The 12,679-nt window shown below is 65.4% G+C and carries 13 protein-coding genes; 1 reads left to right on the top strand and 12 read right to left on the bottom strand.

Features of this window, described 5'->3' with window-relative positions; translation table 11 throughout:
• Window positions 1-38: 38 nt before the first annotated feature.
• The 10 genes from phoB to MMB92_RS11140 form a co-directional block, all read right to left on the bottom strand.
• A complete protein-coding gene (phoB, locus tag MMB92_RS11185) occupies window positions 39-740 on the bottom strand; it encodes a phosphate regulon transcriptional regulator PhoB (protein ID WP_006750313.1) in 702 nt (233 codons plus the stop codon).
• A 31-nt stretch (window positions 741-771) separates the two neighbouring features.
• Window positions 772-1,476: a phosphate signaling complex protein PhoU gene (gene phoU / locus MMB92_RS11180; protein ID WP_006490618.1), complete on the bottom strand. Its 705-nt coding sequence runs from the start codon at window positions 1,474-1,476 to the stop codon at window positions 772-774.
• 18 nt (window positions 1,477-1,494) lie between these two features.
• Window positions 1,495-2,343 carry a phosphate ABC transporter ATP-binding protein PstB gene (gene pstB / locus MMB92_RS11175; RefSeq protein ID WP_006490515.1) on the bottom strand — a complete coding sequence of 283 codons (849 nt, stop codon included), beginning with the start codon at window positions 2,341-2,343 and terminating at the stop codon, window positions 1,495-1,497.
• Window positions 2,344-2,358: 15 nt separating this feature from the next.
• The gene (pstA, locus tag MMB92_RS11170) at window positions 2,359-3,252 is read right to left on the bottom strand and encodes a phosphate ABC transporter permease PstA (RefSeq protein WP_034178403.1); all 894 of its coding nucleotides are present in this window, start codon (window positions 3,250-3,252) and stop codon (window positions 2,359-2,361) included.
• A complete protein-coding gene (pstC, locus tag MMB92_RS11165; RefSeq protein WP_006490596.1) occupies window positions 3,249-4,235 on the bottom strand; it encodes a phosphate ABC transporter permease PstC in 987 nt (328 codons plus the stop codon). Before pstC ends, pstA begins: the two co-directional genes overlap by 4 nt.
• A 94-nt stretch (window positions 4,236-4,329) precedes the next feature.
• Window positions 4,330-5,364 carry a phosphate ABC transporter substrate-binding protein PstS gene (gene pstS, locus MMB92_RS11160; protein WP_006490565.1) on the bottom strand — a complete coding sequence of 345 codons (1,035 nt, stop codon included), beginning with the start codon at window positions 5,362-5,364 and terminating at the stop codon, window positions 4,330-4,332.
• Window positions 5,365-5,805: 441 nt separating this feature from the next.
• Window positions 5,806-7,161: a phosphoglucosamine mutase gene (glmM, locus tag MMB92_RS11155; protein ID WP_277562697.1), complete on the bottom strand. Its 1,356-nt coding sequence runs from the start codon at window positions 7,159-7,161 to the stop codon at window positions 5,806-5,808.
• Between the two features lie 27 nt (window positions 7,162-7,188).
• Complete coding sequence (gene folP, locus MMB92_RS11150; protein ID WP_048989186.1) at window positions 7,189-8,130, bottom strand: dihydropteroate synthase; 942 nt, start codon at window positions 8,128-8,130, stop codon at window positions 7,189-7,191.
• Between the two features lie 28 nt (window positions 8,131-8,158).
• Complete coding sequence (ftsH, locus tag MMB92_RS11145; protein ID WP_006490511.1) at window positions 8,159-10,057, bottom strand: ATP-dependent zinc metalloprotease FtsH; 1,899 nt, start codon at window positions 10,055-10,057, stop codon at window positions 8,159-8,161.
• A 166-nt stretch (window positions 10,058-10,223) separates the two neighbouring features.
• Window positions 10,224-10,886 carry an RlmE family RNA methyltransferase gene (locus MMB92_RS11140; RefSeq protein WP_006497613.1) on the bottom strand — a complete coding sequence of 221 codons (663 nt, stop codon included), beginning with the start codon at window positions 10,884-10,886 and terminating at the stop codon, window positions 10,224-10,226.
• A 193-nt stretch (window positions 10,887-11,079) separates the two neighbouring features.
• On the opposite strand from MMB92_RS11140, the gene MMB92_RS11135 reads away from it, so the two are divergent.
• Window positions 11,080-11,607, top strand: a complete 528-nt coding sequence (locus MMB92_RS11135; RefSeq protein ID WP_058901318.1) for a YhbY family RNA-binding protein — start codon at window positions 11,080-11,082, stop codon at window positions 11,605-11,607.
• Between the two features lie 68 nt (window positions 11,608-11,675).
• On the opposite strand, the gene MMB92_RS11130 is transcribed toward MMB92_RS11135, so the two are convergent.
• Both MMB92_RS11130 and greA read right to left on the bottom strand, forming a co-directional pair.
• Window positions 11,676-12,134 (bottom strand): DUF4149 domain-containing protein, encoded by a 459-nt coding sequence (locus MMB92_RS11130; RefSeq protein WP_006497614.1) that lies wholly within the window; start codon window positions 12,132-12,134, stop codon window positions 11,676-11,678.
• A gap of 14 nt (window positions 12,135-12,148) precedes the next feature.
• Window positions 12,149-12,625 carry a transcription elongation factor GreA gene (gene greA / locus MMB92_RS11125; RefSeq protein WP_006476345.1) on the bottom strand — a complete coding sequence of 159 codons (477 nt, stop codon included), beginning with the start codon at window positions 12,623-12,625 and terminating at the stop codon, window positions 12,149-12,151.
• Between the last annotated feature and the right edge of the window lie 54 nt (window positions 12,626-12,679).

Below are 12,679 nucleotides of genomic sequence, written 5' to 3'. Positions count from 1 at the left end.
GGAACGGCATGCCGCGGCACACGGCATGCCCGGATACGTTACGCGTGCTTGGCGAGGCGGTAGCCGCTGCCGCGCACGGTTTCGATCATCGCATCGCAGCCGGCCGGTTTCAAGGCCGCGCGCAATCGTTTGATGTGCACGTCGACGGTACGCTCCTCGACGAACACGTGGTCGCCCCACACCTGGTCGAGCAGTTGCGTGCGGCTGTGCACGCGCTCCGGATGCGTCATGAAGAAATGCAGCAGGCGGAACTCGGTCGGGCCGAGATCGAGCTTGATCTCGCTGCCGTCGCCGTGCGCGGCGACGCGATGCGTGGCCGGGTCGAGGCGCAGCCCGTTGATCGACACGACGTCCTCGGTCAGCTGCGGCGCGCGGCGGCGCAGCACGGCCTTGATCCGCGCCATCAGTTCCTTCGGCGAGAACGGCTTCGTCACGTAGTCGTCCGCACCGATTTCGAGGCCGAGCACCTTGTCCTGCTCGTCGCCGCGGGCGGTGAGCATGATGATCGGGATGTGTTTGGTCCGTTCGTTGTTGCGCAGGTCGCGCGCGAACGCGATGCCGGACTTGCCCGGCAGCATCCAGTCGAGCAGCACGAGATCGGGCAGCACGTCGCTGATCAGGTTCTGCGCCTGTTCGGCGTTGTACGCACGGATCGGGCAGTGACCGGCGTGCTGGAGATTCACCGAGATCAGTTCGGAAATCGCGGGCTCATCTTCAACGACGAGAATGTTGCTGGGCATCGGCACCTCTGTTCTTCCTGTACGGAGTCGATTAACTGTTGGCTTCGCGATCGAGCGTGTCGCGCGGCTGGTGCCGCACGTCGGTGCCCTTCACGATGTAGATGATGAATTCGGCGATGTTCTTCGCGTGGTCGCCGATCCGTTCGATCGCCTTCGCGATGAACAGGTATTCGAGGCCGACCGAGATCGTGCGCGGGTCTTCCTGCATGTACGACACGAGCTTGCGCACGAACGCGCGGAATTCCTGGTCGATTTCCTTGTCGTCCTTGACGATCTGCGCGGCGGCCACCGTATCGAGGCGCGCGAACGCATCGAGCGCGCGGCGCAGGATCGTCACGGCCATCTCGCCCGACACCTTGATCTCGGCGATGTTGACCGCGCGCGCGGCCGGCTCGTCGATCAGGCGGCGCACGCGCTTCGCGATCTTCTCCGCTTCGTCGCCGGCACGCTCGAGGTTCGTAATCGTTTTCGAGATCGACATCAAAAGACGCAGGTCACGCGCGGCAGGCTGTCTCCGCGCGATGATGTTGCCGCATTCCTGGTCGATGTCCACTTCCATCGCGTTCAGCGTTTCCTCGGCCGCGATCACCTTCTCGGCGCGCTCGCGATCGAATTCGTTCAGCGCGTGCATCGCGCCGACGATCTGCGACTCCACGAGTCCGCCCATTTCCAGTACTTTCGACGACACGGCATTCAGGTCCGCGTCGAACTGGCTCGACAGATGTTTATCCGACATGACTGTTGTTCTCCGTCATCAGCCGAAGCGGCCGGTGATGTAGTCTTCCGTTTCCTTGCGCACCGGCTTGATGAAGATCTTTTCGGTTTCGCCGAACTCGATCAGCTCGCCCAGGTACATGTAGGCCGTGTAATCCGAGCAGCGTGCGGCCTGCTGCATGTTGTGCGTGACGATCACGACCGTGTAGTCGCTCTTCAGCTCCGCGATCAGCTCCTCGATGCGGCCGGTCGAGATCGGGTCGAGCGCCGAGCACGGCTCGTCGAGCAGCAGCACTTCCGGACGGATCGCGATGCCGCGCGCGATGCACAGACGCTGCTGCTGGCCGCCCGACAGCCCGTAGCCGCTCTGGCCCAGCTTGTCCTTCACTTCGTTCCACAGCGCGGCCTTCGTGAGCGCCCACTCGACGCGGTCGTCCATTTCCGAGCGCGTGAGCTTTTCGAACATCTTCACGCCGAACGCGATGTTGTCGTAGATCGACATCGGGAACGGGGTCGGCTTCTGGAACACCATGCCGATCCGTGCGCGCAGCAGCGAGATGTCGCGCTTCGTCGTCAGCAGGTTCTCGCCGTCCATCAGGATTTCGCCTTCGGCGCGCTGCTCCGGATAGAGCGCGAACATCTTGTTGAACGTGCGCAGCAGCGTCGACTTGCCGCAGCCCGACGGGCCGATGAACGCCGTCACCTTCCCTTCGGGAATGCGCAGGTTGATGTTCTTCAGCGCGTGGAACTTGTTGTAGAAGAAGTTGAGGTTGTTGACCTCGATCTTCGCGTTCAGCGGCGCGAGCGGACGGCCGTGCGCCGCGTCTTGCGTGCCGGCGGGCGCAGCGGTGCGCTCGACGGGATTCAGGTGGCTTTCTGCCATATTCATCGGATTGCTCCGCCGTTACTTTTTCGAGAAGATCGAGCGCGCCAGGACGTTCAGTCCGAGCACCCCGAGCGTAATCAGGAACACGCCCGCCCATGCGAGCGACTGCCATTCCGCGAACGGGCTCATCGCGAACTTGTAGATCGTGACCGGCAGGTTCGCCATCGGCTGACTCATGTCGACCGAGAAGAACTGGTTCGACAGCGCGGTGAACAGCAGCGGCGCCGTTTCGCCGGCGATCCGCGCGACCGCGAGCAGCACGCCCGTCACGATCCCGCCGACCGACGCGCGCAGCGTGATCTTCAGCACCATGCGCCACTTCGGCGTGCCGAGCGCGACGGCCGCTTCGCGCAGCGCGTTCGGCACGAGCTTGAGCATGTTCTCGGTCGTGCGGATCACGATCGGAATCTGCAGCAGCGCGAGCGCGATCACGCCGGCCCAGCCCGAGAAACGCCCCGACTTCGCGACGACGATCGCGTACACGAACAGGCCGATGACGATCGACGGCGCCGACAGCAGGATGTCGTTGATGAAGCGGATCGTGCTGGCGAGCAGGTTCTTCTGGCCGTATTCGGCGAGATAGACGCCCGCGAGGATGCCGATCGGCGTGCCGACCAGCGTGCCGAAGCCGCACAGCAGCAGGCTGCCGACGATCGCGTTCGCGAGACCGCCGCCTTCCGTGTTCGGGGCCGGCGTCGACTCGGTGAACAGTTGCAGCGACAGGCCGCCGACGCCGAGGTGCACGGTCGTGTAGAGAATCCACACGAGCCACAGCAGGCCGAAAGCCATCGCGCCGAGCGACGCGGTGAGCGCGATCGCGTTGACGACCTTGCGCTGGCGCTGCAGACGATTGCGCATCGCGTCGAGCACGGCGCCGTCCGGCCCCGGGAAATTCATGATGGGCTCGCTCATTTCTTGCCCTCTCCCTTCTCGAGACGAAGCAGCAGCAGTTTGGAGATGGACAGCACGATGAACGTGATCACGAACAGGATCAGGCCAAGCTCCATCAGCGCCGACGTATGCAGGCCCGGCTGCGCTTCCGCGAATTCGTTCGCGAGCGCCGACGTGATGCTGTTGCCCGGCGCGAACAGCGACACGCTGTCGAGCAGGTTCGTGTTGCCGATCACGAACGTCACGGCCATCGTTTCGCCGAGCGCGCGGCCGAGGCCGAGCATCACGCCGCCGATCACGCCGGTCTTCGTGTAGGGCAGCACGACCTTCCACATCACTTCCCAGGTCGTGCAGCCGATCCCGTATGCCGATTCCTTCAGCAGCACCGGCGTGACTTCGAACACGTCGCGCATCACCGATGCGATGTACGGGATGATCATGATCGCGAGGATCACGCCGGCCGCGAGGATGCCGATGCCGATCGGCGGGCCGGACGTCAGCGGGCCGAGCACCCACACGTCCTTGAACAGGCGGCCGAGCGGCTTCTGGAAGTATTCGGCGAAGATCGGCGCGAACACGAGCAGGCCCCACATGCCATACACGATCGACGGGATCGCGGCGAGCAGCTCGATCGCGATGCCGAGCGGACGGCGCAGCCACACGGGCGCCAGCTCGGTGAGGAACAGTGCGATGCCGAAACTGACCGGCACCGCGATGACGAGTGCAATGATCGACGTCACGATGGTGCCGTAGATCGGCACGAGTGCGCCGTACACATCCGAGTTCGGATCCCACTCGGATTGCCACAGGAAGCCGATGCCGAACTTCTGGATGGTCGGCATCGACGCAATGATCAGGGAAACGATGATCCCGCCCAGCAGCAGCAGGGTCACGATCGCGGCGAGCCGTGCGAGGCCGCCGAACAGGACATCCCCGAGACGGCTCGGCGCGCGCTGCTGCGCACTGTCGGGCGATCGGGAGGACGTGTATGAAATATCAGACATGGGTGCCTGCTTTTGATCGCCGGGCGCCGTGACGCCCGGCTTTACCGCACACACTGCCCGACCGGCACGGCCGGGCAGCGAACCGCTGGATGGCTTACTCGGCGGCGACCGGCTTGCCCGAAGCGTCCGTCACCTTCGTCTTCCACTGCTTGCGGATTTCCGTCTCGACCGTCGCCGGCAGCGAGATGTAGTCGAGGCTGTCGGCAGCCTTCTCGCCGTTCTTGAACGCCCAGCTGAAGAACTTCAGCGTTTCCGCGCCCTGCTCCGGCTTGTCCTGCTTCGCGTGCAGCAGCACGAACGTCGCACCGACGACCGGCCATGCTTCCTTGCCCGGCTGGTTCGTCAGGATCTGGTAGAACGACTTCGACCAGTTCGCGCCGGCTGCCGCGGCCTTGAACGTTTCCGTCTTCGGCTCGACCACCGTGCCCGTCGAATTCTTCAGGGCCGTGTAGGTCATGTTGTTCTTCTTCGCGTACGCCCACTCGACGTAGCCGATCGCACCCGGCAGGCGCTGCACGAAGGCCGCGACGCCGTCGTTGCCCTTGCCGCCCGTGCCCGTCGGCCAGTTGACCGTCGTGCCTTCGCCGATCTTCGACTTCCACTCGTCGTTGACCTTCGACAGGTAGTTCGTCCAGATGAAGCTCGTGCCCGAACCGTCAGCGCGGCGGACCACGGCGATGTCCGTATCCGGCAGCTTGACCTTCGGGTTCAGCGCGGCGATCGCCGGGTCGTTCCACTTCTTGATCTTGCCGAGGTAGATGTCGCCGAGCACCGGGCCCGACAGCGTCAGTTCGCCGGCCTTCACGCCCGGCACGTTGACGACCGGCACCACGCCGCCGACCACCGTCGGGAACTGGAACAGGCCTTCCTTCGCGAGCTCTTCATCCTTCAGCGGTGCGTCCGAACCGGCAAAATCGACCGTCTTCGCGACGATCTGCTTCAGGCCGCCCGACGAGCCGATGCCCTGGTAGTTGACCTTCGAACCGCCGGACTGCTGGTAGTCCGCGGCCCATTTCGTATAGATCGGCATCGCGAACGTGCTGCCTGCGCCCGTGATGTCGGCAGCGTGGGCGGCGACGGCGAAAAGCGCGCCAGCCAGGCCGGCAATCGCGGTTTGCATCAATTTCATGAGACCTCCAGTGTGTGAGCGGATGACTACGGCACCGCGAAGGTTAGGGGCTGCTCATGACGGTAATGTGACAATCGATGAAACTGGCGTGACAGTAACATGACTGGTTGAAAGGGAGTATCGGGTGGCGCGTCGGGGCGCCGCAGCGGCGCTGGCGGCAAGAATTGCCTGCCTCGGAGGGGCGGGGTGAACGCCCGTTTTCAAGGGCGTGCGCGCGCATCGTAGCGCAGGGTCGGCCGGAGGGGGAGCCCGGTCCGGCGGCAGGCGTGATTCCGGGGTCGGATGCCTGAATTGATCGGAAGAATGCGTTTGGCGAAGGACCCTTCTATTAGGTGTCGCAAACCTTTGCGTCCGACAAAACCGCGGCGCCCGAGGGCGCCGCATGCACATTCACCGAAAACGGGCGCGCAAGCGGCCGGGCCGCCGCGCGCCCTGTCCCGGTCAGGTCGTCGCCGCCCGCACCGCGTCGGCGATCGTCTCCGCATGGCGCACCGCGTCGGCCGCCTGCTGCGCCTCGACCATCACGCGCAGCACGGGCTCCGTGCCCGATGCGCGGATCAGCACGCGGCCGCTGCCGGCAAGCGCGGCTTCGGCTGCGTCGATCGCCGCGCGAATCGACGCGCTGCCCTTCCAGTCGGCGCCCGGCTTCATCCGCACGTTGATCAGCTTCTGCGGGAACAGCGTGACGCCGTCGAGCATCTGCGCGAGCGTACGGCCCCTGCGCTTCAGCGCGGCCAGCACCAGCAGCGCCGACACGATGCCGTCGCCGGTCGAATGCCGGTCGAGCGACAGGATGTGGCCCGACCCTTCCGCGCCGAGCTGCCAGCCATGCTCGCGCAACTGCTCGAGCACGTAGCGGTCGCCAACCGCCGCACGGACGAACTTCACGCCCTCGCGCTGCAGCGCGACTTCGACGGCGAGGTTGGTCATCAGCGTGCCGACCGCGCCTTCGACCTTGCCGTCGGTGACGATGCGGTCCTTCACCAGCACGTAGAGCAGCTCGTCGCCGTTGTACAGGCGGCCGGCCGCGTCGACGACCTGCAGGCGATCGGCGTCGCCGTCGAGCGCGATGCCGAGATCGGCGTGGTTCGCCCGCACCGCGCGCACCAGCGCGTCCGGCGCGGTCGCGCCGACGCCGTCGTTGATGTTGAAGCCGTTCGGCGCGACGCCGATCGGAATGACGTCCGCGCCGAGTTCGTGGAACACGTGCGGCGCGATCTGGTACGCGGCGCCGTGTGCGCAATCGATCACGAGCTTCAGTCCGCGCAGGTTGAACGCGGCCGGGAACGTGCTCTTGCAGAATTCGATGTAGCGGCCGGCTGCGTCGTCGAGGCGGCGCGCCTTGCCGAGCCCGTCGGACGCCGCGCATTCGAGCGGCTTGTCGAGCCACGCTTCGATCGCGGCTTCGGTGTCGTCCGGCAGCTTGTTGCCGTCAGCCGAGAAAAACTTAATCCCGTTGTCGTGATACGGGTTGTGCGACGCGCTGATCACGACACCGGCCGACAGGCGCAGCGCACGCGTCAGGTACGCGACGCCGGGGGTCGGCATCGGGCCGGCCAGCATCACGTCGACGCCGGCTGCCGAGAAGCCGGCCTCGAGCGCGGCTTCGAGCATGTAGCCCGACACGCGCGTGTCCTTGCCGATCAGCACGGTCGGACGCGAGCCTGCCGCGACGTCGGCCGAGCCGGCCAGTACCTTGCCGGCCGCATAACCGAGACGCAATACGAAATCCGGCGTGATGGGCGCGTCGCCCACCGTGCCGCGAATACCGTCCGTGCCGAAATATCGACGTCCCATGGGGTCCTTCCTCCTTCGTTTTCTGACTTATCGTTGCCGCGCGGCTGCGCGCACGGCGTTCCAGACTCTGAGTGCATCGACCGTCGCCGCGACATCGTGCACGCGCACGATCGCGGCGCCACGCTCGACAGCGCACAACGCGGCCGCCACGCTCGCCGCGACGCGCTCGAGCGGCGGCTTGCCGTCGATCACCGCGCCGAGCATCGACTTGCGCGACATGCCCGCGAGAATCGGGTAGGCGCGCCCGTCGGGCCGCGCGGGCGCCGTGTCCGGCAACGCGGCCAGCAGCGCATAGTTGTCGTCGACGACCGCCTTGCCGAACCCGAAGCCGGGATCGACGCAGATGCGCTCCGCCGCCACGCCGGCGTCGCGCAACGCCTGCGCGCGCGCGGCGAGAAAATCGCGCACGTCGGTCACGACGTCGCCGTAGTCGGGCTCGCCGACCTGCATCGTCTGCGGCTCGCCGAGCATGTGCATCGCGCACAGGCCGCTGTTGCCGTCGCGCACCGCGTCGATCGCGCCCGGTTGGCGGAACCCCCAGATGTCGTTGATCAGGTCCGCGCCGGCGGCCAGCGCCGCGCGCATCACGGCCGGCTTGTAGGTATCGATCGACAGCGGCACGTTCAGCGGCCGCAGCGCCTCCACGAGCGGGATCACGCGCGCGAGCTCTTCGTCGAGCGGCACGGGCGGCGCACCGGGGCGCGTCGATTCGCCGCCGATATCGAGCAGGTCGGCGCCTTCGGCAATCATCCGCTCGGCCCGGCGCAGCGCATCGTCGCGCGCGAGGAAGCGGCCGCCGTCGGAGAACGAATCGGGCGTGGCGTTGAGGATGCCCATCACGAGCGGGCGTTCGAACGTCAGTTCGAAGCGGCCGCACTGGAGCGGCGCGGGAAGGAACGGGGACACTGCGGAGTCGGACACGAGCAACGGATGTGGATGAATGCAAAACGGGCCGGTGTGAAGCCACACCAGCCCGTGAACGGCGTTAAAGCGGAGATTATGCCGCCGGCGTGGCCGGCGCCGGCGCGTTGCCGGGTTTCACCTCGGCGCTGCTGCCGCCGCCCGACGAATCGCCGCCGACAGCCGGCGAACTCTTCGGCGAGCGCGGCGGACGGCCTTCCATGATGTCGTTGATCTGATCGGCGTCGATCGTCTCCCACTCCATCAGTGCGGCCGTCATCGCTTCGACCTTGTCGCGGTTCTCTTCGAGCAGGCGGCGCGCGAGGCCGTACTGTTCGTCGAGCACGCGGCGGATTTCCGAGTCGACCTTCTGCTGCGTCGCTTCCGAGATCGTGCGCGTGAAGCCCCGGCCAAACGGCGACGCATCGTTCTCGTCGTCGACATAGACCATCGGCCCGAGCGCGTCGGTCATGCCGAACCGGGCGACCATTGCACGCGCCGTCTGCGTGGCCTTGTTGAAGTCGTCCGATGCGCCGGTGCTGACCAGGTTCATGAACAGCTCTTCGGCCACCCGGCCACCGAACAGGATCGCGAGGCGGTCCAGCAGGTAATCCTTCGAATACGTCTCGTTGTCATGCTCCGGCAACTGCCACGTGACGCCCAGCGCGCGACCGCGCGGGATGATCGTGACCTTGTGCACCGGGTCGGCCTTCGGCAGCAGCTTCGCGATCACCGCGTGGCCCGACTCGTGATAGGCGGTTGCGCGCTTCGCTTCCTCGCGGATCACGGCCGACTTGCGCTCCGGACCCATGAAGATCTTGTCCTTCGCGTCCTCGAAGTCCTGCATCTCGACGATGCGCTTGCCACGACGTGCGGCGAACAGCGCGGCCTCGTTCACGAGGTTCGCGAGATCGGCGCCCGAGAAGCCCGGCGTGCCGCGTGCGATGACTGCCGCGTCGACGTCGTTCGCGATCGGCACCTTGCGCAGGTGCACGCGCATGATTTGCTCGCGGCCGCGGATATCCGGCAGGCCGACATAGACCTGGCGGTCGAAACGGCCCGGACGCAGCAGCGCCTTGTCGAGCACGTCGGAACGGTTGGTGGCGGCGATCACGATCACGCCGGAATTCGCCTCGAAGCCGTCCATCTCGACGAGCATCTGGTTCAGCGTCTGCTCGCGCTCGTCGTTGCCGCCGCCCATGCCGGCGCCGCGATGACGGCCGACCGCGTCGATTTCGTCGATGAACACGATGCACGGCGCATGCTTCTTCGCCTGCTCGAACATGTCGCGCACACGGGCCGCGCCGACACCGACGAACATTTCGACGAAGTCCGAACCCGAGATGCTGAAGAACGGCACCTTCGCTTCACCCGCGATCGCGCGGGCAAGCAGCGTCTTGCCGGTACCCGGAGGGCCGACCAGCAGCACGCCGCGCGGAATGCGACCGCCCAGTTTCTGGAATTTCTGCGGATCGCGCAGGAAGTCGACGAGCTCGGACACTTCTTCCTTCGCTTCGTCGCAGCCCGCGACGTCGGAGAAGTTCACCGCGTTGTTGTTTTCGTCGATCAGCCGCGCACGCGATTTCCCGAACGAGAATGCGCCGCCTTTGCCGCCCCCCTGCATCTGCCTCATCATGTAGAACCAGAACACGATGATCAGGATCGTCGGCCCGAGGTAGTACAGCGCGGACATCAGCGCGTTCGGCTCGTCGTCAGCCTTGCCGCTGACCTGCACGCCGTACTTCATCAGATCGCCGACCATCCAGATGTCGCCGGGCGACACGATCTGGTATTTCTGGCCATCAGCCGGAGTGACGGTGAGGTTGCGCCCCTGAACGATGACGTTCTTGACCTTGCCGTTCTTGGCGTCGTCCATGAACTGCGAATAGGACACGCCTTCCTGGACGCGGGGCTTGTCGAACTGCTTGAACACCGTAAACAGCACCAGTGCGATCACCAGCCACACCGCTGCCTTCGAAAACATATTGTTGTTCAAAGCACCACTCCTTCACTCGTAGACGAGCGCCTACATTTTCCTTGCGGCGCCCCTCGGTCATTCTAATCCAGTCCGACCACCCCCGCCATAAGCATTGACAACCGGGGCGATAGCGCTTCGCTTGTCTGGCAAGGGCCGGAGCCCGTTTGCGGCACCGCACTCCGCATCAGCGCGGATGCTTCAGCTGCCGACCCAAAATGAACGTTTCGGACGATTTGTCGCGGGATGCCTTGGGCTTGCGCGGCGCGACAACCTTAAACTGCTGTTTGAATTTCTCGACGATCTGGCTGTAGCCGCTGCCGTGAAAGCACTTCACGAGCAGCGCACCGTCCGGCTTCAGATGGTTCTGCGCGAATTCGAGCGCCAGATCGCAGAGATGCTCGATGCGCGCCGCGTCCGCCGAGGCCACGCCAGAGAGGTTGGGGGCCATGTCGGAAATAACAAGGTCCACCGCGCGGCCTTCGAGCACTTCTTCGAGCTGGTGAAGGACCTCGTCCTCGCGGAAATCGCCCTGCAGGAAGTGGACGTCGGCGATCGGCTCCATCGGCAGGATGTCGAGCGCAACGATCGTGCCGTCGATGCCGCCTTCGCGCTCCGCGTCGCGCTTCTTGCCCTGCGCGAGCTTGTTGCGGGCATACTGGCTCCAGCTGCCCGGCGTGGCGCCGAGATCGACGATCACCTGGCCCGGACGGATCAGCTTGTCCTGCTCGTCGATTTCCTTCAGCTTGTACGCGGCGCGCGCGCGATAGCCCTCCCGCTGCGCCATTTTGACGTACGGGTCGTTGATGTGGTCGTGCAGCCAGTGCTGGTTGAAGCGGTTTTTTGCCATTCGAGAGAGAGATTGCTGCCAATTGCTTCGTGAAGCCGCGCTTTTAGCGGATAATACGCGTCTTCTTCGCGCGGCTGCGGCCCCTTTTCAGGCCCAAGCCGCGATTTTACGTGGTTTCGGCGCACGGCTGACGCGGTAACGTCCCGCGATCGCTTTTCAGCCAGCGCGCCCTTATTTAGATTTCGACATTTCCATGCCCGCCCTTTCGCTTTCTCCCGCCGAGCGCTCCGCGCTGCGCTCCCAGGCCCATGCGCTCAAGCCCGTCGTGCTGATCGGCGCCGAAGGGCTGACCGACGCCGTGCTGAAGGAAATCAAGGTGCACCTCGATGCGCACCAGCTGATCAAGATCCGCGTGTTCGGCGACGAGCGCGACACGCGCATCGCAATCTACGACGAGATCTGCGACCGCCTGAACGCGGCGCCGATTCAACACATCGGCAAGCTGCTGGTGATCTGGAAGCCCGAGGCCGTGGTTGCGGCGCCGGCCCGCGGCCGTCGTGCCGGTGCGCTGCCGAGCGCGGCAGAAGCCGCGGACGACAAGAAAGGCCGTGCACCGCGCACCGTCAAGGTCGTCAAGGTGTCGCCGAACGCGAGCCCCGTGCGCCGTCCGCGGCCGGTCAAGGTCACGGTGCGCGGCAACGAACGCGTGACGGCAGGCGGTACCGTGAAGCGCGCGAAAAAGCGCCAGGCCAGCACCAAGCGGCCGTTCCAGGACAAGTAACGCGCCGGTGCGGCACGGATTGCCGTGCCGCCCTGCCCCGTCGTTGCGCAACGCGCAGCGACGGGCGTTCAGGCGTCGCGCGCCGGCAGACGCCAGATCAGCATCAGCCCCAGCACGCTTTCGACGAGATAGAACACGCTCGAGACGCCGTGCAGCATCCCGAAGCGGCTCGCATACGGCGAATTCGCGATATCGGTGCCCGCATCCATCGCGGCCACGCGCAGCGCGTTCATGAACGGCTGCAGCGCAAAATACCCGACCAGCACGCATACGACCATCGCGGCGACGATCCAGCGCACGCGGCGATACTCGCTGCTGCCGCGCCGCACCTGCTGATTCGACAGCGCGAGCAGCAGTACGCCGCACACGACGCCGAGGATCGCCTCGATACGGAACAGCTGGGCGGCGACCGAACCGGCCGTCATCCGCTCCAGCGTCTTGAACAATACGGGCGCGACCGCATACCCGATCGTCAGCAGGCTGCCGACCCACACGGCCGACAGCAGACGGAACACGCGATGCGGCATCACGTCGCCCCGCTTCAGATGTAGCTGACCGAGATGATTTCGTACTCGCGCACGCCGCTCGGCGCCTGCACGGCCGCGACGTCGCCTTCGGACTTGCCGATCAGCGCACGCGCGATCGGCGAGCTGACCGAGATCAGGCCGTGATCGATATCGGCTTCGTCGTCGCCGACGATCTGGTACTTGACGGTGTCGCCCGACTCGAGATCCTCGAGTTCGACCGTCGCGGCGAACACCACGCGGCCATCGGCGTCGAGCACCGTGGGATCGATGATTTGCGCGGCGGACAGCTTGGATTCGAGTTCCGCGATGCGGCCCTCGATAAAGCCCTGCTTTTCCTTCGCTGCGTCGTATTCGGCGTTTTCGGACAGATCGCCCTGTGCGCGGGCCTCCGCGATCGCGTTGATCACGGCCGGCCGCTCGACGGACTTGAGGCGCTGCAATTCATCGCGCAGTTGCTCTGCGCCACGCTTTGTCAACGGAATGGTGCTCATAAACGGCTCAATCGCTAAAAACGGCTATAAAAAAAATCACCGCGATTAAGCGCG

It is taken from the genome of Burkholderia sp. IO2 (genome assembly GCF_029522185.1).
Taxonomy (GTDB): domain Bacteria; phylum Pseudomonadota; class Gammaproteobacteria; order Burkholderiales; family Burkholderiaceae; genus Burkholderia; species Burkholderia cenocepacia.
This window is presented reverse-complemented; position numbering and strand designations above follow the sequence as displayed.